Source organism: Leptospira johnsonii (assembly GCF_003112675.1).
GTDB lineage: Bacteria > Spirochaetota > Leptospiria > Leptospirales > Leptospiraceae > Leptospira_B > Leptospira_B johnsonii.
Genome location: NZ_BFAY01000011.1, coordinates 492,072 through 515,951, shown reverse-complemented (window position 1 = coordinate 515,951; position 23,880 = coordinate 492,072). Strand labels below are relative to the sequence as shown.

Below are 23,880 nucleotides of genomic sequence, written 5' to 3'. Positions count from 1 at the left end.
AGTTATTGGCTGCAATCCTTGGTCTGGTTTAAACTTTTGACCAAGGGTTTGTCCTTATAACGTTTGAATGGAGGAGGCTCCATATCCCTGGCGATATCCGAATCTCCTCCTTTTCCTCCCGGACTGATCCCCACTGGTCCGAAACTCGAAGCCGGATAAAAACAAACCGGGAATTCTTTCGCATCTTCCAACTTCTTGGCTTTTTCGTTCGTTCTAAAAACTTTGTCTTGTACTCGAATGTACAGAAGATCCGAATTTTCCGACCAACGGATCTTGAATTCCGGAGTTTCTTCCCATTTTGCTAATTGGAACTCGAAATAAGATCTATCATAAGAAGAAGATTGTCCGTTCACGTCGGCTATGATCAAAGTAGGGGACTCAATTTCCAGATCCGATTTCAATTTTCCTAATATAATTGCTGCCTTTCCTCCGTCTGGAGAAGGTACGAATTGAAAGATAGTCTGGTCTTCTCTTTGGAAATTTTTAGGTTCGAAAGAATGAAATCCTTTCGGAGACCAAACCGCAGGGAAACGTATAGCTCCACCATACTCGTCGTTTGAGCCTTGGATCCAAAATAAACGGTTGGTTGCAGAATGAAAATACACCGATCCAGGTAATGTCCAAGATCCTATTTCATAAGAATAAATTGGCGGATCTCCGGAATCGTTCCCGGGACCTGATATTTCATAAATCCTGAATTTAGTTCTGTAATTCTTTTTGTGAGTGGTCCCACTCAAAGGATTCCATGCATCCTTTTCTTCGTAGATCACTTCTGTTTGAACTATGTTTTTGCCGGTTTCGGACCAGCCTCTTTCTACCGCAAGGCTTGCGGGTCTCCATTGTATTTGGGAGCACTGGAATATAAATAAGGAGAGTAAAATACTTAAGATTTTCATAAACGATAGCGCGCCGGTTTTTCGACGCGCTACTTTGGATTGGATTATCTCCAGCCTTCGTTTTTCAATTCACTGTGGTTCAAGTATAACCCTGAGGATCCTACGGAAGGAGCTCTCGTGTGACCTTGGAACTGAGTATAGGTTACGTTCGAGTTGAACGGCCAAATACCTTCGCTCTGAGTCAACGAAGATTGACAAACGCTAACTCCGCCCGACTTGTTATAAGCACAGGAAGAATGGAAAGCGACTGCGTAATCGTCCTCGCCTGGAAGAATCAGGGAAGCACCAGCCATACCTTTATAACCTGGTACTTGGTATACAGTGATACCAGCAGTGTTGTTGTGGTTGTAAGCGCCGCGAGCGGTACCAACGATCAGGGATTTATCCATTGCGTTGCCGCCGAATCCGAATGTAACACCATTCAGAGCGGAAGCAAGCTCGGATCCACCGGAAGCAGAAGCTAAAGCAGTAACTTTAGTTAAGTTATAACCTTTGCTCGCTGCAGTGGCTCCCAGATTAGATAACCAATACTCTATCGCATAACAACCCGCGCTATGACATACGATCTTGCAGGAGTTGGAGCCCTTGCAATATGTATTCAAGCCCGTAGTGACATTGGTCTGAGCTCTGGCCGATCCATAAGTTCTTGGGTCAGTAGTTCCGTCGTAACCGACGAAAATTTTAGCTCCGGACACAGAGTTCGGTGCGCTTCCCCAATAGTTATTCACGTCAGTAGTTCCCACTCCGTTGTGGTTGCTGTCAGACTTTCCGTGAATGAAAACCGTGTAGGTTTGCGCAGAAAGCGAACCAGCAAACAACGATGCGAAAACACATCCCAATACCATACTTTTCCAATTTTTCATCTTCTCTATTCTCCGATCTTTAGGGAAAACCAAAACCTTAGCTTTTGATTTTCCCGGTCTACAAGTATGAGCTAAGTGGCTTTCTGAGTCAAGTGATTGGACTTTTTTTAACATAACGGGTAGAATGTAAAAAATGATAGAATCGAATAACTATATTATTGAATCATAATGTATAGCGTACGCTACAATAGCGTGCAGTGTTAGTTACAATTTATTTCCAAATAATTGTTATAAGGATTTGTAAGTGAGAAATAAGAAGATTGGCAAATCAAACAATCGAACTGAAAAGAATCCGTTCTAATAAAACTAGTCCAAAAGGATTAGTGAATTTCTCCTTTCCAGATTCTTAAAATAAAGGTTGAGAAAGGGTTCCCTATTTCATATACAGGTGAGCCTGTACTGGGCACTGAAAAACTAGAGATGAGTCAAAAAAAAATTTTTATCTACCTTGGAGTCGCAATTGCTGCTGCCTTGGTTTTCTATCTATTAAGGGATGAGGCTGAAGAGAACGGTTGGTTCTTGTCGGAAGAAGAAAAAAAAGCGAAAGCTGAATGGATGGCGAAAGGAAGTCCACCTGGTGGTGGTTCCGCAGCGGATAATTCTAACTTTTTGGAAAGTTTGGATGAATCCATCCCCCCCGAAAAAATTTTAAAAGATTATTTAGAATGGTCCGAATATCCGCCTAACTCCAGGCCTTTGACCAAATATAATGAAGATCTAACGAATCCTTATTTTATACAAATCTCTCCGATCCCAATGGTGGATAAACCTGAGGACAAAAAGCCAAACGGTTATTCCTGTAAATTACAACCTTTACAATGGGCGGCGATCGGCGTGAAGGATCCTCTCCATATCACCTTAGAATGTTTTAATACGAGTAATTTCGAAAAAGCTCCATTAAGTATTCGTAATGTGAAGCTTTGGAAGGAATTCGATGGTAACAAATTCGTGGCCTTGCCTCCTGATGGAAACGATAAGGGAATAGATGGGGACGCCCATGCAAAGGATAATGTTTTTACATTCGAATGGAGACCCACTTACAAGGATTGGGGAGATATGTTCCTAGAAGTGGAGATCGAATATGGAAAGGAAAAAAAACAGGGTAAAGTTCTGTCTTCCTTCTTCTCTTCTCCTTATTTACCTGCGGAATGGAGTGGTTACTTTTTGGATGTTCCTAAAGACGGTTCTTTGAGCATAAAAACAGGAGTGAACGTATTTAAGGCCGGAAATTATCATTTAGAAGCAAACCTTGTAAATGCGGGCAATGGAGATCCTATTGCTTGGGCAAGCTTTGACGGAAAATTGAGCGCCGGACGACAAGAAGTGGAGTTTTTGTTTTTTGGAAAGTTGATCCGAGAAAGCGGATACGAGGGCCCTTATGCTTTGACCCAATTGAGAGGCCATAGGGTAAACCTTGCAGTAGATCCGGATTGGTTCGGGCAAGGAGAAGAAGGAATGAGAAGGATCCTTGCCGCAAAAACCACAGAGCCTGATAAAGAGTTAGTCGCTCCTTATAAGGAAAACTATACTACTAAGGAATATAATCTGAATACATTCTCCTTAAAAGCGTACGAGTCTCCGGAAAAGGACCAGAAGGTTAAACAATTACAAGACTTAGCACGTTAGAAGATGGAAAGGAGGTGAATTCGTGATGAAAAAAGTAAATAATATATATTATGCGATACGAGAATGGTTTCAATGTAAAAAAATCATTAGTGGTCTGACTCAATCCGAAGCAAGGCCGGTCCGAACTACATTTTATACTCAATTGAGTATGCTTGTGATCCCGACACTACTGCTTGTCTCAATATATTTTAATGAACCTCCTGAAACCCATACCTTCTCTTTTATCCATTATTTCCTTCTTATCATTCCGTTACTATTTGCATTTTATTTATTAAGATTACATTATTATAATTTATCTGCGGTAATTACATTAGTCGCTGTTAATTATCACCTTTTAGCGCTGACAATGTCTCAAGCGGATGATCCTGCACCGTTAGGGTTTCTAGTTACTTCTATTTTGTCGTTTCTAATGATCTCTAAGAAGTTTAATACTGTAAGGGTCGTAATCTCTATTTTGCCTTTAGGGCTTTTTCTTTTTAGCCAGTATTATTATAAAGTTTTAGGCGGGGATGCGATATTCGGTCCACCGAGATGGGTAGTACCGGCCGAGTATCTTATGCCCCCTCTGGTACTACTATGCGTTCTTTTCGTTCTGATTATTTACCAATTTGTGAAGGCGGTAGATTCCGCAGAAGCAAAGTTAACGGAAGAGCATAAAAAGTCGGAGCAATTACTTCTTAATATATTGCCGGAAGAAATCGCCCAAGAGTTGAAAGAGAAGGGAGTTTCTGAACCTCGATTGCATCGCAGTGCAACGGTTTGTTTTACCGACTTCAAGGGTTTCACTCAGATTGCGGAGACTCTATCGCCCACGGAACTCGTCGCGGAGCTCGACCGCTGCTTCTCCTATTTTGATAGCGTAATGGAAAGACACAATCTAGAGAAGCTCAAGACAATCGGAGATAGCTATATGTTTGCGGGTGGGATCCCGGAGTCGAGCAGGACGCACGCGATCGACTGTGTAATGGCCGCTCTTGAAATCCAGGCCTTCATGAATCAAATGAAAGAAATCAAGGCGAACCAAGGTCTACCATACTGGGAACTTCGTCTTGGCATTCATTCAGGAGATCTGGTAGCTGGCGTTATAGGCGAGAAAAAGTTTGCATACGACGTATGGAGCGATACAGTCAATATTGCTAGCCGCTGCGAATCATCCGGTATTCCGGGGCGTATCAATGTTTCCGGTGCCACATATGAACTAATAAAAGATTTCTTTGATTGTGAATATAGGGGGGCTGTGCCTGCCAAACACAAGGGAGAGATCGAAATGCACTTTGTCAATGGACTCTTGACCGATCTTCGACGAGCTGGGGAAGAAAGGATCCCAAATGAAGAATTTCGGAGACGATACAAGCTTCTTTGAAGTATCACTCCAAGATTGCTTTGCGACTTAGTGTAGGTTTTAATTATTGATTCGAGCCTCTGAGGATTTTTTCCATAGCCTTTCCTTTAGCTAATTCATCGACCAACTTATCAAGATAACGGATCTTCTGCATAAGTTTGTCTTCAATCTCTTCGACACGATAGCCGCAGATAACTCCTTTGATCAAAGAAACGTTCTCATTGAGATGAGGTGCCTGATCAAAAAAATCTCTGAAATTGACTTCATTCTTAAGTTGTTTCTGAAAACTTTTAGGATCGTATCCAGTGAGCCAAAAAATAATCTTATCAACTTCTGCTTTTGTTCTCCCTTTTCTTTCCGCCTTTTTAACATACAAGGGATAAACGCTAGCGAAAGAAGTTGTATAGATCTTATGGTTTTCCGTTGTTTTCATTTAAGTTCCTCTGCAAGTGCGATGATAAAACCCTCAGGGGTACGTAAATAACAAAGAAGGTAACTATCTTCAAATTGTTCGAGCTTACCGACAAGTTTGACTCCATGACGTTCGAGACGAGTCATAACGTCCTTAATATCTTCGACAGCGAACATAACACGAAGATATCCTAAAGTATTTGCAGGAGGATTCTTAGGTTCCGGCTGTATGGCTTTCGGTCTGATGAACTTCGACAGTTCCAGGCGACTGTGTCCGTCCGGAGTTCTCATCATTGCGATGTCGACTTGCATGCCCTCAAGTCCAACTACATGATCGGCCCAAGATCCCTCGACTCTCATTTGTCCTTCGAATTCTAAGCCAAGTTCGGTGAATAAAGCAATCGTAGCCTCAAGGTCTTCGACAACGAGACTGACATTGTCCATTCGTTTTACTGTCATTTTCTTATATTCTCCGTTTTGCTAGTGTGCCTTCAATATTGTCCACATGGTCGATCGATTTATCAATCGATTGGTCGGTAATTTTCGAGTATTTTGCTTGACATGCAGGTATTTACCTGCATGTTATTTTTACAAACGCAACGAATGGACGCTGATAATGTTTTTAAGGCGCTGGGAGATCCGACACGCAGAAAGCTGCTCGACCTTCTATACGAAAAGAACGGCCAAACTTTGAGCCAATTATGCGAGCACTTGGACATAGCACGGCAATCGACCACTCAGCATCTTGGGATTCTCGAGGCTGCCAATCTGGTGAGCACAGTTTGGCGTGGCCGGGAGAAGTTACATTTCATCAACCCGGTTCCTCTGCACGAGGTTTACGAGAGGTGGGTGCGGAAATTCGAACAACAGCGGCTTAGTCTGCTGCACGACCTGAAGAAGGAACTTGAAGGAGAGAATAATGAGTAAAGAGAAAACGAGCTTCGTTTATGTAACGTATATCCGCTCGACGCCGGAAAAAGTATTCGAGGCAATCACAAAGCCTGAGATCGCGAAGCTGTACTGGGGCCATGAGAATATCTCCGACTGGAAGCCCGGATCCTCATGGGAACATGTGCGTAATAATGAGGAGCGCACTGTTAATATAGTCGGTAAGGTCGTCGAGGTTGTTCCTCCTACACGTTTGGTTATCAGCTGGGCGAGTCCTTCGCAAGCTTCCGATCCGGAAAGCTATAGCCGTGTAACGTTCAATGTCGAGGAATACGAAGATATGGTTCGGTTGACCGTCATCCATGACGAACTCGAAGCAGGAAGTGGAATGGCAAAGGGTATCCAACAAGGTTGGCCGATCGTTCTTTCCAGTCTGAAGTCGCTGTTAGAAACGGGAAAGGGCATCGATGTTTTTGCTAAGCCTAAGTCTGCTGCCAGCGGTAGTCTTTCATGACCAAGTCTTATACTGGCGGATGCGCTTGCGGCGCAATCCGCTATACAACCAATCACGAACCCATCTTCCAGAATCATTGCCAGTGTCTTGATTGCCAGAAGAGAAGTGGCACTGGTCATGGCTCCTATCTGACCTTTCCGGCACGAGCTGAGATGATAATTTCAGGTGAGGCGACTCACTGGGAAGTTGCGGGCGACAGTGGCAATAAGAAGATACACTCTTTCTGCCCAGTATGCGGAACGCCGGTATATCTGCGCTTTGCCGCAATGCCGGACTTGATCGCAGTCCATGCGGGAAGTTTAGATGAGCCGAGTCGGTTTGCACCGCATACACTTACTTATAAAGTTCGCGGACTGGCTTGGGATTCAATCGATCCTTCGTTGCAGTCATTTGAGAAAATGCCGACTGGTTAAGGGGAGAATTCTCCCCTTATTCTCAATGAGTCTGTAGCCAGTTCACCAGATCTCCCAAAACTTTTGCTTTGTCCCCGGGAAGTTCGTTCATGGTTTCGTGATAAAGGCCTTCGTAAATTTTCATGGATTTGTCTGAAGAAGGTATGACTTTGAAAGCTTCTTCTGTTCCGACAGAAAGTGCGATTGAATCTTCTTTTCCGTGGAATAGATAGACTGGGAAGTTGATCCGAGCCGCTTTCTCCAAGGCTTTTTCTTTAGAATTCAAAAGGAAATCTCCTAAGTAAGCTCCAACAGAACCGTGAACTAAAGGATCTTTTTTATACGCTTCTACAACAGACTTATCTCTGGACAAAGCGTTTACATCCAATCCGGTTGGAACGGTAAGAGTCGGGAATGCGCCTGCGAGTAGGCTTCCTGCACCTTTTTTGATATTCATGACTAAGTCCGTTTTTACTGCGATAGGCAGTCCGCTCAGAACAAGTCTATCTAAGCTTGCTTGGTGAGAAGGTTCTCCTGCGTAAAACAAAGCGATCAATGCTCCCATGGAGTGCCCCATCAGAGTGACTTGTTTCGTTCCTTCTTTTTGTTTTGCGATACTGATCAATCTGTCCAAGTCCGCTAAAAATTGGTTAAAATGAGTAACTACTCCTCTGCTTCCACCGGACTTTCCGTGGCCGCGAGCATCTATTAGATAAACATTATATCCTTTTCCGGAAAGCGCTTCGAGCAAATTGTCGTATCTTTTTCCGTGTTCCCCGATCCCGTGATGGACTACTAAAGTCCTGGGATTGTTTGCTTCTTTTGCACGGTAGGCTCTATAGTAGATGGATACGTCGCCTGCTCCTACGAAGGTTCCGTCTTCCAGATGGTAGTTTTGTTCCCAATTCATTCGGTAAATATCGGATCTGTCTGAAAAATGGGGAAGGAAATTTCTATCCTATCCGATTCTTTCTTTCTATTATTTCGAACGAACGTAATGGCTGTACTGGCTTATTGCCCTTATTCCGGAAAGAGCCCCGGTAGGAATTCCTCATGTTTTTTCTTTTTTAAAAGATAACGAGAAGGGACTGCAAACAAATCGGTCCTTAATTCCCTTCTTTTTGCGAGCCCGAATCTTTTGATACAGATGGAAAATCTTTTTTGGAGAAGTTTCGCATAATTTCCTTCTCCTTTCATTCTTTCTCCCCAAGTGGCTTTGTATAATTTTCCTCCTCTGGCTTCAGAGATGACTTTGAGAACTCTTTCTTTTTTGAGCGGGAAATGCCTTGTAAGCCAATCTTCGAATAGAGGCGCCACTTCGAACGGTAATCTGACGAATACCATTCCGGCCGATTCTGCACCTGATAAAGATGCTTGTTCCAGTAAATGTTCCATTTCGAAGTCGTTGATAAAAGGAATTACTGGTGCGAATAATACGCCTGTTGGAATTCCAACATCGGTAAGTTTGCGTAGAGTTTCCATTCTTCTTGCCGGAGCTGGAGCCCTAGGTTCCAACTTGGACCAAAGCTCCTTATCCAAAGTAGTGATAGAAAGAAACACTTTCAAAATTCCTAATTTTCCCATTTCGGAAAGAATGTCCGTATCTCTTTGGATCAGAGATGACTTAGTGATTATTGCGGCAGGTTGTTTGAATTCCAACAAAACCTCTAAGAGAGATCTTGTGTTTTTATAGATCCTTTCTCCCGGCTGGTATGGATCTGTGGCGGTTCCAATTGTGATCGGCTCGAGGGCCTGCTTTTTCTTTCTTAATTCTTCCGCTAGAAGTTTGGCCGGATCCTTTTTAACGAATATTTTTGTTTCGAAGTCCAGTCCCGGAGAAAGATCCACATAAGAATGATTTGGTCTTGCGAAACAATAAATGCATCCGTGCTCACAACCCCTATATGGATTGATACTTGCATCGAATGGAATGTCCGGCGATTTATTACGAGTGAGAACAGATTTGGAATCTTCCCAAAAGAATTGAGTGGAAGGGGAGGACTCCTCCCCTAAATCCAACCTATCTTCTAGCCAGACTTCCCTTTGGATCTTATCGAATCTACTAGGAGGCAATTCTTCCGTGCCTCTTTTCTTGGAATTCATAGGATAGAATCCTAAGGAATACTAATCAAAAAACAAGCAAAATTATGTTTGTATCTTGTTGGAAGTCCTACAAAAGATCTTAGGTGATCTCTAATTTAGCTCCTTCTCCCCAGGATTTGTAAGAAGATAAATTAGAGATGGTTTGCACATACTCGCTTGCCTTAGGCCCCAGTTTTACTCCGTACGTTATAAATCTGGAAACTACCGGAGCGTAGAATGCATCTGCAATGCAGAAGTTTTTGCCGAATAAGAATGGGCCGCCGTAGGAGCTCAAACATTCTTCCCAAAGGGTTTGGATCCTATCTATGTCCTTCTTTGCATCTTCCGGAGGGGAGAAGTCCGACTTTCTGCCATGAAAGTTCATGCTTAGATTGGATCTTAAGCCGGTGAATCCGGAATGCATTTCCGCTGTTACTGATCTTGCCATGGCTCTTGCAATTTGATCTTGGGGCCAGAGTCCCTTCTCCGCATATTTTTCTGCCAAATATTCCGCAATGCTAAGGCTGTCCCAAACTCTTAGGTCTCCGTCGTTGAGCACGGGCACTTTTTTAGAAGGAGAATACTTATCGATTACGGCAGCATATTCAGGTGTGAATAGTTTTAAAGAGATCTCTTCGAAAGGAATTCCGAATTGAGTGAGTAGGATCCATGGGCGGAAAGACCAGGAGGAGATGTTTTTATTTCCAATTACAAGTTTCAGATCGCTCATAACTTTAAAATCTCCCAGGGCAGGATGATTCTGCAAGAAAGTAATCCTTTCGATTTAGGAACTTTGTAGAGATTGATACAGTGACTTCGAGTTGGTTTGCCTTTCTTTTGCAACAATTAGCTTAAGGAATTTCCATGATCAAGTGCACATAATCCAGTGAAGGTTAGGGATCTTCATTTAACAGTGAAGCTTCTTCCTGGTATTCTAGGAATGCTTTGTAGGATTTTTTTAAAAATACATGTCTTAAGTTATTAATAAGAGAGAAATCTTTTCGAAAAGAATCGAGCGGTTTCTTTAGAAACAAAACGAATCGGATGGATCTAAGCTTGGAAAACGTTAAAGAAATTATTCAAACACAAGAAAGTATGCCCGATATTTTGTTAATTTGCGATTCAAACGGAAGGATTCTTCATATTAACGAAAATGGAAAGAAGATCCTTAGTATCGCTACTTTAGAATCCGCTAAGAGTATGAGTCTTACTGACTTTCTTTCAGAAACGGATCAAAAATATTTCGAAACAGTTATACTACCTAATGTAAGCAAGTCGGGAGAGTTTGAAGGAAGAGGACTTCATTTAATGAAGAAGGACGGAAGTTTCCTTCAGACAAAACAACACGCTTATTTAATGCCGGAGATGTCTTATCTATTCGTATTTACGGAAGATAAAGAATCGGAAGCGGGGAAGAAGGAAGCTTTATACAAAGCGTTCCAACAATCCCAGAACGGAATGTTTTTAACCGATAAAGAAGGTGTGATCCTTGCGGTGAACAAACAGTTCGAAAAAATTTCCGGCTTAAAAGAGAATGAACTTATAGGAAAAACTCCTAAAGCATTTCAATCCGGGATGGGAGCATCTAAAACTTTTTACGATGAGTTTTGGGAATCTGTCCTACAAGGTTCGGTTTCCATCGCTAACTCGAATCTTAAAAACGGTTTTGTAAAAGATTGGAAACAAAACGTTTTGCCGATCAAAGACCGTAACGGAGAAGTTTCCAGCTTCTTAAGCACTATCCTTGCTAATTCTGAATTTTCCGAATCGGGAGAAGCAAAGAATAATCTGGATCTTTCCAAATCTCCATCCGACACTTTCAGAAAATATGAAGGTATGGATCGAGAAACCCTTATCGGAATTTTAAGAGATAAAACGAAACTCACCAAAAAAGAAACAGAGATCTGTGCGGGAATTGCTTCCGGTAAAGATAAGAGTCGGATCAGCGAAGACTTAGGTATCCATCCTGGGACGATGAAAAACCATCTTAAATCGATCTATAGAAAAACTATCGATCTAGAAAAAGAGATCCCAGGTCCTGAAAGAGATAAACTGCAAAGACTAACAATTTACCTCTTCCGTTTACTCGGGGAATAAAAGAGACGCATAGCTGTTGAGGCTTTGCGTTTTTCAATCAGACTTTGCTCCCCAAACCTTGATCACATAATCCTCTCTTCCGGAACCCTTCCTATATTGTTTATAATGAGAAGGGTTCTTCTTATAATAATCCTGGTGGTATTCTTCCGCAGGATAAAATTCTAATGCGGGCAAAATTTCTACTGCAATCGGAGAAGAGAATTTTCCCGAAGCTTCTATCTTATCTTTAAATTCTTGGGCCAATTTTCTTTGCGCCTCGTTCTTATAATAGATTGCCGTTCTGTATTGGTTGCCTCTATCTGCGAATTGTCCCCCGGGATCTGTTGGATCTATTTGTCTCCAGTACGTATCTAAAAGTTTTACGTAATCGATCTTTTTGGGATCGTAGGTGATCAGTACGGATTCTCTATGTCCTGTTCTTCCGTAACCTACGTCTTCATAAGTGGGATTTTTCTCTTTTCCGCCGGTGTATCCTGAGATTACGGATATGACACCGGGTAGTTTTTCGAACGGTCCTTCCATACACCAGAAACATCCTCCTGCGAAAATAGCCGTTTCTGTTTTTGGATTTTCTTTAGAGAAAAGAATATTCGAAAAACCAAATATTATGAATATTATAAGTATGGATTCTAATCTTATAAGTTTGAACAAATTTATTCCCATAAGGTTCCTCATCGTTCCGTTTTTTTTATAAATTTTTGATCTATACATTCTTACCTATCACTTGTTCGACTTTTGATTTTTTTCAAAAAATCCTGGTAAGGACAAGCTAGATCAATTTCAGTAGCTTATAGATACTTTCGACTGACGTCGGAAAAAGTTACGGACTTATCAACCGTTTCCAATTCTCGGTTTTTATTCTTTTTAGAATGGATCCCGCCATGCGAGTATCAATGAATTTAAAAACAAAACAATTTCTTTCCAATCTTCCTTACGATCTTTCTTCAAGTATCGCAGTCTTTCTGGTGGCTATTCCTCTTTGTTTGGGGATCGCTCATGCGTCCGGTGCACCTTTATTTTCAGGGATTATTTCCGGTTTTATAGGTGGGATCGTAGTAGGAACCTTCAGCAAATCCGCCTTAAGTGTCTCCGGGCCCACGGCAAGTTTGACCGCTATCGTTCTTTCGGGTATCAGAGACCTGGGAAACTTCGAAGCATTCCTTCTCGCATTATTAATTGCAGGAATGATCCAAACTTTGCTAGGGATCTTAAAAACCGGAGCATTATCCGCTTATCTTCCTTCTGCTACGGTAGCGGGGATGTCCGTCGCGATCGGTTTACTTCTAGTCGTGAAACAATTGCCTCACTTGATCGGTTACGATGTGGAGGAATTCGGGGTAGAAGAATTCGATATCACCAAAGAAGACGTAAACGAATCCTATCACGATCCTCATGAAGTAAAAGAGACAAACTCTCTCATGTTGCTCATACATGCCTTCCGGAATTTACAGAGTAACGTACTCGTGATCGGAGTGATCTCTCTTTTATCCTTTTGGATTTGGGATAGATACTTTGCTAAAAAATTCAAATATATCCCCGCTTCTTTAGTGGCGATCATTCTGGGAACTTCTACAAATTTACTTTTAGGTCATCTCCTGCCTGGAGGATCTTTGAGTCAGGACCACTTGGTCACTCTTCCTATTTTTAAAAATCCTTCCGAACTTTTCGCTCATCTGGATTTTCCGAACTTCTCCTATTGGGACCAGGGCCCTGTATGGACCTTGGCATTGACGATCGCGTTTGCTTCTTCTTTAGAATCCTTACTCTCTGTTGAAGTAGTAGATAAACTGGACGAGGAAAATCGTAAAACTCCTATGTCTCAGGAATTGATCGCACAGGGTTTAGGAAATATGGCCTGCGGACTCGCAGGGGGGATCCCGATCACAAGTGTGGTGGTTAGAGGCTCAGTAAACGTTTCTTCAGGCGCAAAGACAAAATTTTCCGCCATTTTTCATGGAGCTTGGATAGGGATCAGTGTATTACTTTTTCCTAAATTTATGAATACCATTCCATTGGCGTCTCTTGCTGCGATCTTGACTTTTACAGGACTCAAACTCGCAAAACCGGAGATGTTCCGCCTGATGTTCCAAAAAGGGTATTCTCAGTTATTACCATTTTTGGCAACTGTGGTCGTTACATTCTTCACTAATGTTCTGATCGGGACATTCTGCGGGATCTTGGTGGCCTTGGTTTTCGTTCTATATGAGGATCATAGGACTGCTATATATAGAGAAGAACGTCACGGCAAGTTTAGAAGGATCGTTTTAGGAGAAAATTTAGGCTTCTTTCATAAGGCAAAGATCAAAGCGGTCCTAGAAAGCCAACCCTCTGGGATCACCTTGGAGATAGACGGGACTAGAACACTTCATATGGATCAGGATATCAAAGAATTGATCCACGAATTTAGAAAAAATGCCCACCGTAAGGGAACTACGGTGATCCTAGGAGGGATACCGAATATGGAAAATGATATCGAATCCTTGAAAAAAGAAATGAGCGAGTCTTATCAAAAATTATTGAGAAATAACCAAGAATGGGTGGAGGAGAAGACTGCGGAAGATCCTGAGTTTTTCTCTAGACATGCAGAAGGCCAGACACCTCAGACATTGTTCATAGGTTGTAGCGACTCTAGGGTTCCTGTAAATGTGATCACTAAGACAAATCCTGGGGAAATTTTCGTGACCAGAAATATCGCTAACGTGGTTTCTGTAGACGATATGTCCCTATTCAGCGTGGTCCAGTATGCGATCGATGCATTGAACGTAAAACATATCATTGTTTGCGGTCATATCGGTTGTGGTGGTGTCAGAGCTGCTCTTCAGGGGAAGGCCGCCGGCCTTATAGACAATTGGATCACGCATATTAAGGATGTGTATCTAAAACATAGGGAAGAATTGGACGCTTTGCCGGAAGATGAAAGAGAAGAGAGACTGATCCACCTGAATGTTGCAGAACAGGTAGTGAACTTATATAAGACCGGGATGATACAGAATGCTTTAGCTAAGTATGGATTTCCGGAGATTCACGGTTGGGTATATGATATCCGAAACGGACAGATAAGCGAAGTAGATTATAAAGACATTCTCTCCAAGGAGCTTGGAGGGTTGTACGGTTATTCTAAATAGCAGTAGGTTGGTAGAGTAGTTCTTGGACTCTTAGGTATTTGTCCATTCCGTTAATCTCCCAACGAACTACTTCGCCCACTCTGGCGCCTAATACTGCAGAACCATGAGCGGAGAATAAGGAAAGTTTACCGTTAGAAGGGGCATTTTCAGCACATTCGTCAGGATATACTAAGGTAAATTGGAATGCTTCTGCGTTACCTAAGTCTCTGAGCACGAATTTAGAGTTCATAGTGATCAAGTCTTGGGGGACTTGGTTTTGATCTATCTTTTTAGCCTTAGATAGCGTCTTACGTATTATTTCTAAGATACTTGGTTGGACTACTTTGGATTGGGCGGAAACCTCAAGAGTGGAGAGAATCTTTTGATGATCAATCTTAGAAAGAAATCTTTTACCACTCATAACGGACAGTGCCTCCCTTAGAAAACAAATCCGAAACTTACATATCCACAAAATGTACTCAAGCGTTTTTCCTTTTCTTGAATTTTACAAAAATTGCATTCGTTTATGCGACATAGAATTTCTTCTTTCGGATAAATTATACTAAACGAAAGATAAGTTTCGTTCGACATAAAAAGAAGACATGTTCCTGACTTTGTTCCAGCCGACTAGAAATAAATCCTTCGCATTAGTTAAGTACCTGTTTCGTTTGGTCCGCAAAGACGTTCGACCTATATTGATCCTTCCCAAAGGAAGTCTGGGACTGGAAGACGGACTCAGTTTCGGAAGAATGATCTCCAGAATTTCCAATGATCGCTCTTCAGCAGTGTTGGGCTTCGCAGAAAATTTTTCACAAGCGGTTCACTTCTGTAAAGAGATCCGATCCGGTGCTCTTGGTCACGCCGGCAGAGAACTTCCTATCTTTGTGGACGTTACTAGACTTGCTCTCGGTCCGGAGTCGGAAGATCTAGAAGAGGCCATCCTAGGTTTGGGGGAAAATTGGAGCAGGATTTTTCCGCTGACTTGTTTTCTAGAAATAGGTAGGGACAGTTCCAGACTGGAAGAGGCGAGCGGCCGTACTTCTCTATTCAGAATTTCTTCTTTAGTCATGGAAAGAAAGGGGAAGGACTGGAGGTCTCTCAAGAGTGAGAAGAAGGATGAGGATCCGTACGGGGACTGGACCTACGAACTGATCTCCGATCTTCTACCAGACAGAGGTGATTGAAATTTTTTTCCAATTATGAATAAGACTGAGCCCGGACCGGTCTTTCTTTTTTAGGGGCCAAGCTAGGGGGTATTTCATATTTTTAATTGAAGTTTTTTCGATCTCGGTCTTGACTGATAAAAATTTTGCCCCTAATGGGGAAGAGCAGGTTGATCTTGCATGATCGAAAGACGCACGAACAAGTTCGGGGAAAACGGAATCTTCGCCTCTCAACCAATTGCTAAGGGAACATTACTGTTCAGCTATAGCGAATGGATCGAAGATGAGGAATTCGGATGGAAAGTACTCTCCGTTTCGGAAGCTGATGAACTTCCGGAAGAGGAAAAGGAAATCTTCATGAAATATGGCTATGACGTAGACTTCGGCCTAGTCACCGGCCCTTCCGGACCTGAATATGTTATCAATCATTCCAACTTTATGAACCATTCCTGCGATCCGAACATGTGGTACGATCAAACGGACAATATTATAGCCAAAAGGGATATAGAAGTTGGGGAAGAGCTTACCATCGACTACGGTAACTTCGTAGTGAACTTTGATCAGACCTTCGAATGTGCTTGTGGGGCAACTGGCTGCCGCAAATTCATCCGTAAGGACGATTGGAAACTCTTACTACCTCAGTATAGTCTCAACTTTCCTACCTTCATGCATAAGGAAATTAAGAAGATCCTGGTAAAAGTCCCTGCCTAAGGGACTTTTTTGTTTCTAGATCCGGGATCATTTCCTGATCCTGGATTGCCTTCTCCATAGGATGCGGGCAAAACTTTCTCCTTCTTCTCCGGAAGTCTTCCACAGTTCCGGATCGCTTGTCTTACGAGCATTCTCTATCGTATAAAAGGCCCCAGGCGCCGTATTCTTCAGTATTCCAAGCACAATGGGGATGTCCTTTCTTCTTAATAAGGATAGAATGACTTTGACCGGACCTCTGGCCCCTTGAGCTTCCAATGTAGTGGTACGGTAGCCTGCTTGGGTCAGATTTTGGACGATCTCTTCTCCTTTTTCCGGAACGATGATACGGATGAGTGAATGTCCTAAGGCCAGTTTTTCTTCTACCACCATTCCGAGAAAAGTGCCCGTGGCAAATCCGCCTGCGTATGCTATATAGCAGAATACGTTACTTAGGTTTCGCATAATCTGAGTGATTACGATGAGCCAGAGAAGTACTTCTACAAAGCCAAGAAGGGCTGCTAGGACCTTTCTTTCTCTGGAGATTAGAATGATCCGGACTGTGCCTATGCTCACGTCCGTCATTCTGGCTAAATAAATTCCGAGGGGTAAAACTAGATAATCGAAGGCCCAGTTAGGCATTCGATTATTCTGGCGGATCCTGAGGCCTTGGCCAGCAATTTACGGTTTGCAGTATATTTCTACAGTTTTGGTGGTATAGAAGGGGCCGATCAGTGTATGAATGACTAGGTCCACGAAGCCGGTCTTGATAATCACTTCAGGGTGGTTCCTATCGCAGCTTGCTTCCATTGGCGCGGTGGTAGGATAGATCCCGAAAACTGTACTTCCTTGTTTCGCTTTTTTATCCGGGCCTGGAGTCTCTTTTGCCAATGCGTAAGGAGTATCTCCCCCTTTATGGACGAGAGTGGTGGTATGACAACCTGCAGAAAATCCGAGGACCAGAACCAAGATTAGAATTTTGATTATTTGTAACATTCTATCTCCACTGTCTGAGGCGAATAGATCGCAAGAGTTAACTGTTCCCAAAGTCCGTTCCAAAAACTGGTGTACTGATGAACTGATCTAGGTCCATCCGCGCAATACTTAGAAGTGTCTAAGACCAGGTTTCCTGGATAAAGCCCGAAGAAGTAGTAACTATGTTGGATCTTATGAACTTCTCCACCTTCTTCCCCCTGTGCCGATCTTAGATCCAAAGCACGTTTACATTCTCTGGAGCTAGGGTAGATCCTGCACGCTTCCGGTGGACTTTGGGGATATCGGACCATTGCATGTCTGCAAGATTCTCCGAACCCTAAGCTTAGGAGTACGATCCCGAGTATTGGTAGAATTTTATCTGCGCGCAACTTCTTCCTCCCAAATTACCGAGGCATAGCCAGGGCCATGCACAGCGGCGAATATTCTGTAAGAAAGCACTTCCGATGGATCGGAAGAAAGATGGTTTAATACCAAGGAATAATCTCCTTTTTCAGGATTGTTGATTTCGAGTTTGCAAGGAGAAAGTTGGCTGATCTTTTTTCCACATTTGATCTTAGAATCGAATAAGATCCCTTTTCTGGACAAGGAAACTCCCAGGTCCGGTTTATCCGTTAAGACTTCGATGAGTAAGGTAACTCTGTCGGCTTGTTTGATCCTAAATCTATATTCCCAAGAACCTGTGAGAATGGTCCCGTCCACCTGTGCTTGGAAAGCGGAGGCTTCGGCTTTGGTGACTTTTTCGAAACGTAATGGTTCGTATCTCTGATCTTCCCTACAATTATAGAGAAGGACCAGAGAAAATAAGATGGATACGGAACAGAAGCTTAAGATCTTTTTCATAAGTTCTGCTGTCTGTATACTCTCACAGGAGTATTGTTCTTTCCAACACTCACGTAGAGATAATAGACCCCTCCAGTATTTACGGAAACTGCAGAGAAGATCTGTTGCACGTTGGTGGAATCTGTGAGTCCTCCATTTGCAACCTGGGTCCATACGTTCGAAGCGGATCCAGGGTTGGTTGTATTCGTGCGATAGATACGGATACCGCTCGGATTATCGAATCCTACATAGAGATAAGATCCGTTCTTAGCCACCATCGTGATCGTCTTATTAGTAGAATCTCCGAAGTTGGTAATACCGTTTCCGTCGTCTCCTACTACGCTCCAATCTCCAGAATCACATTCAGTGCTACCTCCAGTGGTGGTAGGATCACATTTCCAAAGTTGAGCTCTGCGGTTTGTGTCTGTTCCGTCGGTACATCCTGCCACTGTTCCCGGACTTGTGCGGATCCCGGTAGCCTGAGTTCCTTGGATACAGATGGTCCGAGTCACATACAACTTATCGTTGAACTCAGCAAACTGAGCGAATGCTCTGTCCGCAGGGATCAAATCGTAAAATTTTGCAAGTTCAAGGGAGAACCAGTTGTTCGTGGTGCTATTATGCCATTTCGTATTGGTTCTTGGTCCTACTTCTGTCCAGTCCGCACAATTATTCTTAGAGGAACAAGCAGTAGTCGGGCTTGCGGAATTGGAGCGGATGATCGAACCGTTATGCCCTACAGCGTGTAGGCCTCCGTTCGCAGCGTAAATCCTGTCCTTGAATACGATGGATGAATCCACTCCGATATAATATCCCCAGTTCGGGCTATTGTTTATGCTTCCATTTCCTCCGGCAGAAGGTCCTCCGAAGAAAGGCATATAATCGATACGTATCCTTCTACCGTTGCTACCGTCGTAAGCGTCACAATTGGAACCTGCAGTACAGTTTCCTGTCCCTGTGTCAGCGGTATTAAATGTGATATATCCGAAGTCAGGAGCGTTCAATCCTCCACCGGTTCCGGATCCATCATTACTTGGTTTTGCAAAACCAGGGAATACTCTATCGTTCAAGACGCTGATAGAAGAAGTACCTGCAGTTACAGTTCCTGTAATTGTAGACATATCAATGTATTTGTAATTCAGGTTGGTAGAAGTATCGTTCGAGTAGTAGATATAATCGAAGTTATAGTTCGCTCCACTCGGAACAGTTCTTGCGGCTGCTATGAAGATATAAGGGTTACTTGCCAAGGATCCTGTGGTGAAAATTCCCCTGCCACTTTCATTGTCCGGACCACAACCGTTTGCAAGAGTAGCATCGTTTTGGGTACAACCGGAGTGTCCTAAGGTCACGTAAGGTGGAACTGCGATACTGTTCTCTCTGGTCGTTGCAGAGTTAGAACTAACGTTAGAAGTGTCGGAATTTTGACCCGTAGTATCTTTTGCAAAGGAGAACTGGACCGATTCAGGATTAGAACCATCGTAAGCGAAACGTAATGCTCCGTTACCTACGTTGTTTGGTCCGGTATAGATCTTATTATTAAAGTCTGCCAAATAACCGAATGTAGAACCGTTCGGATCAACGGAGATCGGACCGTCTCCAAAGTTTACAGGAGAAGTTCCACAACCTAAGAAGGAAGCCCTGTCTCTTGGAGAGGATTGGATATTTTCGGAATCTCCCGAATCACGGATGGATCCCCAGGAAGTATTATCGAATCCGTCTCCATTCACATTATTCGCGGCGATGATCGTGTACTGAGCTCCGGTTTGTAATAAGCTATGAGTCACACAAACTTTTGCAGAATCGGCAGTCGCTCCACCGCAGATCACACCATCCAGTATCTTAGCGGAATTGATAGTGCCTAAGTCTGTTGTTCCGACAAATGTATACCTGTTCGCACATTCTGAAGTGCTGCTACATTCTGCGGAACCGCTTACGTTGTTTCCCGACTTGATCGGTTTGGAGAAGTTGATGATCACAGTTCCGGTGCTTGCGCAAGAAGCCGAACTGACTTTTAACTGTTCTTGTCCAACAAAGTCTCCGTAGTTCGCGCAACCCAAATTGTTCGGACTTACTGAAAGATCTTGGACACCACTCTTATTTACGATCACTGTATAGTTGGTTCCGGAAGTTTGAGAAGAAGCCAAGGTAAGAGTATAGATTGCCCCGCTTCCACTTACAGAAGAAACTGAGATGTTGGAAGTAGAGGAGAAGTTACTATTATCCGAACAAGAGCCGCTTACCGCAGAGGTTAGAGCCAATTTATAATTGGAAGCGGTGGTTGCTTGTGTGGTGTTTACAGATTCGGAGAAGGTCACCCTTATAGTAGTTGGGCTCAAGGAAACCACGTTAGATACGGTTGGAGCTGTAATATCCAAGAACACTACTGTCAATTGAGTATTTCCGCTCACGGAACCGCTGGTCGCAGAGATTGTGATTGTGCCTGCTGCGACACCTGTTGCTCTACCTTCTGTTCCGGAAGCATTGCTGATTGTCGCCTTGCTCGTATCGGAAGAAGCCCAGGTAACGCTAGTTGTCAGGTTCTGAGTAGTTGAGTCAGAGTAAGTTCCAGTTGCAGTGAAATCTTTAGTTTGAGTCGTATACACGTTACTATTCGTAGGAGATACGGAGATAGAGACCAATGCTGCGGCCGTCACAGTAAAGTTGGTGGAAGAGGATACAGAACCCAAGGTTGCAGAGATCGTGCTTGTTCCGACTGCTACTGCAGTGGCCACACCTTCGTTTCCGCTCGAATTGCTTATCGTAGAGGAGGAAGTATTGGAAGAAGCCCAGGTCACCTGAGTCGTGATATCCAATGTAGTAGCGTCCGAATACACACCGTTTGCGGTGAATGGAGTTGTATATCCTTTCGCCAAACTCGAATTAGTCGGAGTGATGGAGATGCTGTCCAGAGCTGCTGCTGTTACTGTAACCGCAGTATCCGTGCTGGTTACGGAACTATAGCTTGCAGAAATCTGAGTGCTTCCTTCTTGGAGAGCGGTCAGTTTACCGTTGGTTCCGGAAGTATTGCTAACAGTTGCCTTAGTCTGGTCGAAAGAACTCCAAGTAACCTGAGTAGTCAGATCCGAAGTGGTACTGTCCGTATAATGTCCTGTTGCAGTGAAGTTTTGAGTGCGTCCCTTCGCGATACTTAAAGTAGGAGAAGGAGCAATCGTGATGCTTGTAAGAGCCGCAGCGGTCACAGTCAATACGCTTGCAGGAGAAGTTACCGATCCCAAAGTCGCAGTGATATTTGTGGTTCCTGTTGCAAGAGTGGTCGCAAGGCCGTTACTTCCTCCGGCATTACTGATCGTAGCCTTGCTAGTACTTGAGCTTGTCCAAGTTACTGAAGTTGTGAGATCCTGGGTGCTTGCATCGGTATAAGTTCCTGTCGCAGTAAAGTTCTGAGTAAGTCCTTTTGCAACACTTGGATTCGTAGGATCCACTTGGATAGAAACCAAAGTGGCCGCGGTCACAGTAAGGTTCGCATTTCCACTGACACTTCCTAAGGTGGCGGAAATATTAGATATTCCTAAAGAACCATTATTAGGAGAAGTCAGGGTCTTTTTAGGTACCGCAGTTAAAACTCCCAATTGAATGATAGAAGTTTGAGAACTACCCCAAACTACTTGGTCTGTGATATCCGAAGTGGTTCCGTCGGAATAGGTTCCCGTTGCTTCTGCAAGCGTAGAAGTTCCCTTGGCGATAGAAGAATCCGTTATATGAACTTCGATCGAATCCAGCACAGCAGAAGTTACCGTAAATGTGATGGAGTTGGATACGGAGCCTAGGGTTGCAGTGATTGTTGCAGTTCCAACAGAAACGCCTATAGCCTTTCCTTTGGTTCCGTTTACGTTACTTACACCCACAGTCGAATTACTGGAGCTTGCCCAAGTAACTGAAGTAGTAAGATCCTGAGTGGAATTATCCGAATAAGTTCCGGTCGCGCTTAGGTTTTCGGATCTTCCTTTGGCAACACTCGGATTGGAAGGAGTAATCGTGATCGATTGTAAAACCGCTGCAGTCACAGTCAGAGTGCTAGAAGGAGAGGTAATCGATCCTAAAGTAGCGGTGATATTCGAAGTTCCGACCGCGGCTCCCGTAGCCTTACCTTCTGTTCCGGAAGCGTTGCTGATCGTAGCCTTGCTTGTATCGGAAGAAGCCCAAGTAACTGAAGTAGTAAGATCCTGAGTGGAACTATCCGTATAAGTTCCGGTCGCAGTGAAGTCTTTGGTTAATCCTTTCGCTACACTTGGATTTGTTGGAGTTACTGCAATGGAGACTAATTTCGCAGCGGTGACAGTGATGTTCACAGTGCCGCTAATGCTTCCGGAAGTTGCGGTGATGGTAGAAGTTCCTAAAGATCCGCTATTTGGAGAGTGCACTTGTTTTTTAGGTGTAGCAGTTAAACTTCCCAATTGTAGGACCGAAGTCTGAGAGCTGCTCCAAGAAACGGAACCGGTGATATTTTGAGAAGTTCCGTCTGAGTAAACCCCGGTTGCTAAGATCGCAGTGCTTGTTCCTTTTGCGATGGAAGAATCATCTGCAGTTAATTGGATGGAATCTAAAACGGCAGCAGTTACGGAGAAGGATACGGTTTCACCTATCCCGCCTATCTCAGCAGTGATATCCACTGTTCCTACATTGATACCGGAAGCTCTACCTTCAAATCCGGAACCGTTATCCACAGTCGCGATAGAAGCATCTTCACTGGACCAGGTAACTTGATCGGTAATCGTTTCATTATGCCCGTCTGAGAAAATTCCAGTAGCTACTAGATTTAAGGTTCTTCCCTTAGGAGTGCTTGGGCTAGACGGAGTGATAGAAATACTTTCTAATACGGCAGCGGTAACTGTTACATCAGTGTTTCCGCTTATGGAATTTAAGGAAGCAGTTATGGTAGAAGTTCCCATATCTTCTGTAGATAAAAACCCTCTGGACCCTGCAGTATTGCTTATAGTCGCTACCACGGTATCGGAAGAATTCCAAGTTACTGAGTTCGTAATATCTTGGTTAGAATTGTCCGTATAAGTTCCAGTTGCAGTGTACTGTTGATTTTTACCCAATGCCAGTGACTTGCTGGTAGGTGTTACTGCGATGGAAACTAATGCAGCCGAACTAACAGTTAAAGATAAATTATTTGCATTTAATGAATTATACGAAGCTCGGATCGAAGTAGTTCCCGCATCTACTCCAGTCACAAGTCCTGCGGAATCGATAGTAGCGACTGCAGAACTCCCTGTGCTCCATGTAGTATTTGGATCGTTAGTTAAGTCTTGGTTAGATCCGTCCGCAAAGTTACCGGTTAAAGCACATTGCCTAGTAATCCCTTTAGGCAAACTGTCCGTTTGGTTTACACAAGAAATTGAAATAGTGCTTAAAGGAGCCGAAGTAACCGAAAGAGAAATTTGTGCAGTCTTGCTTTCGTAAGTGATGCCGATATCTGCAGTTCCCACTCCCGTACCTGTGGCCTGTCCACCTGCTGCAATAGAAATAATGCTGGAATCGCTGGTGCTCCATACAGCGTCCGCAGTAATGTCTTTGTGAGTTCCGTTAGAGTATGCAGCAGTCGCCACCAACGACATACTAGTAGTCTTTGCAAAACTAGAATTTGGAGAAGAGATCTCTACTCTACTTAATGTAGGAGTTCCTCCACCCGGAAGGAATAATAACCCTCCACCACCTTTCTTTCCTGCCGCGAGCCCAACAGCTCCCGTTAGTAAAGGCCAGGCAACGCATCCTTGGAAAAGAAGAAACGAGCACGCAAGTGCAGCGTAGAATTTTTTGGTGGGGTTGATTCCGGTGCTCATATATATCTCTTTCGGTTCGACAGTCGCTATTCATTTCACTATCGACCTAATTCTATCGGACGATACATATCTAACGACTATTTCAAGAAAAAATAATTAGTTGGGATTAGTTTTGTAAGTAAATGCTTACTTTGTCCCAAAGATCGGGAATCTGAGTTCGGCCAATTGCAGAACCTGTTTTAATTCATAAAAA

General features: G+C 43.4%; 23 protein-coding genes. 9 read left to right on the top strand and 14 right to left on the bottom strand.

The features are described from left to right. Nucleotides 1-2: 2 nt before the first annotated feature. Nucleotides 3-896: a hypothetical protein gene (locus tag LPTSP_RS11315; RefSeq protein WP_108928858.1), complete on the bottom strand. Its 894-nt coding sequence runs from the start codon at nucleotides 894-896 to the stop codon at nucleotides 3-5. A gap of 44 nt (nucleotides 897-940) precedes the next feature. Next, nucleotides 941-1,759: a hypothetical protein gene (locus LPTSP_RS11310; RefSeq protein ID WP_108928857.1), complete on the bottom strand. Its 819-nt coding sequence runs from the start codon at nucleotides 1,757-1,759 to the stop codon at nucleotides 941-943. A gap of 420 nt (nucleotides 1,760-2,179) precedes the next feature. Here LPTSP_RS11310 and LPTSP_RS11305 point away from each other — a divergent pair, with 420 nt between their 5' ends. Beyond that, entirely contained in the window at nucleotides 2,180-3,385 is a 1,206-nt protein-coding gene (locus LPTSP_RS11305; protein WP_108928856.1) for a DUF4785 family immunoglobulin-like domain-containing protein, read from the top strand. 25 nt (nucleotides 3,386-3,410) lie between these two features. Beyond that, nucleotides 3,411-4,748, top strand: a complete 1,338-nt coding sequence (locus tag LPTSP_RS11300) for an adenylate/guanylate cyclase domain-containing protein (protein ID WP_108928855.1) — start codon at nucleotides 3,411-3,413, stop codon at nucleotides 4,746-4,748. 43 nt (nucleotides 4,749-4,791) lie between these two features. On the opposite strand, the gene LPTSP_RS11295 is transcribed toward LPTSP_RS11300, so the two are convergent. Together LPTSP_RS11295 and LPTSP_RS11290 are read right to left on the bottom strand one after the other, a co-directional pair. Beyond that, the gene (locus LPTSP_RS11295; RefSeq protein WP_108928854.1) at nucleotides 4,792-5,160 is read right to left on the bottom strand and encodes a DUF2200 domain-containing protein; all 369 of its coding nucleotides are present in this window, start codon (nucleotides 5,158-5,160) and stop codon (nucleotides 4,792-4,794) included. Beyond that, nucleotides 5,157-5,597, bottom strand: a complete 441-nt coding sequence (locus LPTSP_RS11290; RefSeq protein WP_108928853.1) for a VOC family protein — start codon at nucleotides 5,595-5,597, stop codon at nucleotides 5,157-5,159. Before LPTSP_RS11290 ends, LPTSP_RS11295 begins: the two co-directional genes overlap by 4 nt. Nucleotides 5,598-5,741: 144 nt before the next feature. Between LPTSP_RS11290 and LPTSP_RS11285 the strand changes: the two genes are divergently transcribed. From LPTSP_RS11285 to LPTSP_RS11275, 3 genes are read left to right on the top strand one after another with little or no spacing between them, the layout of a single operon-like run. Continuing rightward, nucleotides 5,742-6,065: an ArsR/SmtB family transcription factor gene (locus LPTSP_RS11285; RefSeq protein ID WP_108929884.1), complete on the top strand. Its 324-nt coding sequence runs from the start codon at nucleotides 5,742-5,744 to the stop codon at nucleotides 6,063-6,065. After that, on the top strand, nucleotides 6,058-6,540 hold the full coding sequence (locus LPTSP_RS11280; protein ID WP_108928852.1) for an SRPBCC family protein: 483 nt from the start codon (nucleotides 6,058-6,060) through the stop codon (nucleotides 6,538-6,540). The genes LPTSP_RS11285 and LPTSP_RS11280 overlap by 8 nt, the downstream gene beginning before the upstream one ends. Continuing rightward, nucleotides 6,537-6,953 (top strand): GFA family protein, encoded by a 417-nt coding sequence (locus tag LPTSP_RS11275; protein ID WP_108928851.1) that lies wholly within the window; start codon nucleotides 6,537-6,539, stop codon nucleotides 6,951-6,953. The genes LPTSP_RS11280 and LPTSP_RS11275 overlap by 4 nt, the downstream gene beginning before the upstream one ends. Before the next feature lie 22 nt (nucleotides 6,954-6,975). On the opposite strand, the gene LPTSP_RS11270 is transcribed toward LPTSP_RS11275, so the two are convergent. The 3 genes from LPTSP_RS11270 to LPTSP_RS11260 form a co-directional block, all read right to left on the bottom strand. Then, nucleotides 6,976-7,842: an alpha/beta hydrolase gene (locus tag LPTSP_RS11270; protein ID WP_108928850.1), complete on the bottom strand. Its 867-nt coding sequence runs from the start codon at nucleotides 7,840-7,842 to the stop codon at nucleotides 6,976-6,978. A gap of 110 nt (nucleotides 7,843-7,952) precedes the next feature. Next, on the bottom strand, nucleotides 7,953-9,035 hold the full coding sequence (locus LPTSP_RS11265) for a PA0069 family radical SAM protein (protein ID WP_108928849.1): 1,083 nt from the start codon (nucleotides 9,033-9,035) through the stop codon (nucleotides 7,953-7,955). A 79-nt stretch (nucleotides 9,036-9,114) separates the two neighbouring features. Continuing rightward, nucleotides 9,115-9,744, bottom strand: coding sequence for a glutathione S-transferase family protein (locus tag LPTSP_RS11260; protein WP_174704457.1), 630 nt, complete (start codon nucleotides 9,742-9,744; stop codon nucleotides 9,115-9,117). Nucleotides 9,745-10,109: 365 nt separating this feature from the next. Between LPTSP_RS11260 and LPTSP_RS11255 the strand changes: the two genes are divergently transcribed. Continuing rightward, complete coding sequence (locus LPTSP_RS11255; RefSeq protein WP_245915553.1) at nucleotides 10,110-11,111, top strand: PAS domain-containing protein; 1,002 nt, start codon at nucleotides 10,110-10,112, stop codon at nucleotides 11,109-11,111. A gap of 33 nt (nucleotides 11,112-11,144) precedes the next feature. Here the strand turns inward: LPTSP_RS11255 and msrA are convergent, their stop codons facing one another. Further along, complete coding sequence (gene msrA, locus LPTSP_RS11250) at nucleotides 11,145-11,774, bottom strand: peptide-methionine (S)-S-oxide reductase MsrA (RefSeq protein WP_108929883.1); 630 nt, start codon at nucleotides 11,772-11,774, stop codon at nucleotides 11,145-11,147. 230 nt (nucleotides 11,775-12,004) lie between these two features. On the opposite strand from msrA, the gene LPTSP_RS11245 reads away from it, so the two are divergent. Beyond that, the gene (locus tag LPTSP_RS11245; protein ID WP_108928846.1) at nucleotides 12,005-14,236 is read left to right on the top strand and encodes a SulP family inorganic anion transporter; all 2,232 of its coding nucleotides are present in this window, start codon (nucleotides 12,005-12,007) and stop codon (nucleotides 14,234-14,236) included. On the opposite strand, the gene LPTSP_RS11240 is transcribed toward LPTSP_RS11245, so the two are convergent. Further along, nucleotides 14,229-14,636, bottom strand: coding sequence for a GreA/GreB family elongation factor (locus LPTSP_RS11240; RefSeq protein ID WP_108928845.1), 408 nt, complete (start codon nucleotides 14,634-14,636; stop codon nucleotides 14,229-14,231). The genes LPTSP_RS11245 and LPTSP_RS11240 overlap by 8 nt on opposite strands. A gap of 181 nt (nucleotides 14,637-14,817) precedes the next feature. Between LPTSP_RS11240 and LPTSP_RS11235 the strand changes: the two genes are divergently transcribed. Further along, nucleotides 14,818-15,399 carry a hypothetical protein gene (locus LPTSP_RS11235; RefSeq protein WP_108928844.1) on the top strand — a complete coding sequence of 194 codons (582 nt, stop codon included), beginning with the start codon at nucleotides 14,818-14,820 and terminating at the stop codon, nucleotides 15,397-15,399. 159 nt (nucleotides 15,400-15,558) lie between these two features. Then, entirely contained in the window at nucleotides 15,559-16,089 is a 531-nt protein-coding gene (locus tag LPTSP_RS11230; RefSeq protein ID WP_108928843.1) for an SET domain-containing protein, read from the top strand. Between the two features lie 27 nt (nucleotides 16,090-16,116). Here the strand turns inward: LPTSP_RS11230 and LPTSP_RS11225 are convergent, their stop codons facing one another. The 5 genes from LPTSP_RS11225 to LPTSP_RS11205 are packed head-to-tail and all read right to left on the bottom strand — an operon-like array spanning nucleotide 16,117 to nucleotide 23,687. Then, nucleotides 16,117-16,707 (bottom strand): DUF2179 domain-containing protein, encoded by a 591-nt coding sequence (locus LPTSP_RS11225; RefSeq protein WP_108928842.1) that lies wholly within the window; start codon nucleotides 16,705-16,707, stop codon nucleotides 16,117-16,119. A 39-nt stretch (nucleotides 16,708-16,746) separates the two neighbouring features. Beyond that, the gene (locus LPTSP_RS11220) at nucleotides 16,747-17,061 is read right to left on the bottom strand and encodes an LIC_10461 domain-containing protein (protein ID WP_108928841.1); all 315 of its coding nucleotides are present in this window, start codon (nucleotides 17,059-17,061) and stop codon (nucleotides 16,747-16,749) included. Further along, entirely contained in the window at nucleotides 17,049-17,429 is a 381-nt protein-coding gene (locus LPTSP_RS11215) for a Bor/Iss family lipoprotein (protein WP_108928840.1), read from the bottom strand. The genes LPTSP_RS11220 and LPTSP_RS11215 overlap by 13 nt, the downstream gene beginning before the upstream one ends. After that, nucleotides 17,416-17,901, bottom strand: coding sequence for an LIC_10463 family lipoprotein (locus LPTSP_RS11210; protein ID WP_108928839.1), 486 nt, complete (start codon nucleotides 17,899-17,901; stop codon nucleotides 17,416-17,418). The genes LPTSP_RS11215 and LPTSP_RS11210 overlap by 14 nt, the downstream gene beginning before the upstream one ends. Then, the gene (locus LPTSP_RS11205; RefSeq protein ID WP_108928838.1) at nucleotides 17,898-23,687 is read right to left on the bottom strand and encodes a beta strand repeat-containing protein; all 5,790 of its coding nucleotides are present in this window, start codon (nucleotides 23,685-23,687) and stop codon (nucleotides 17,898-17,900) included. Before LPTSP_RS11205 ends, LPTSP_RS11210 begins: the two co-directional genes overlap by 4 nt. Nucleotides 23,688-23,880: the final 193 nt, after the last annotated feature.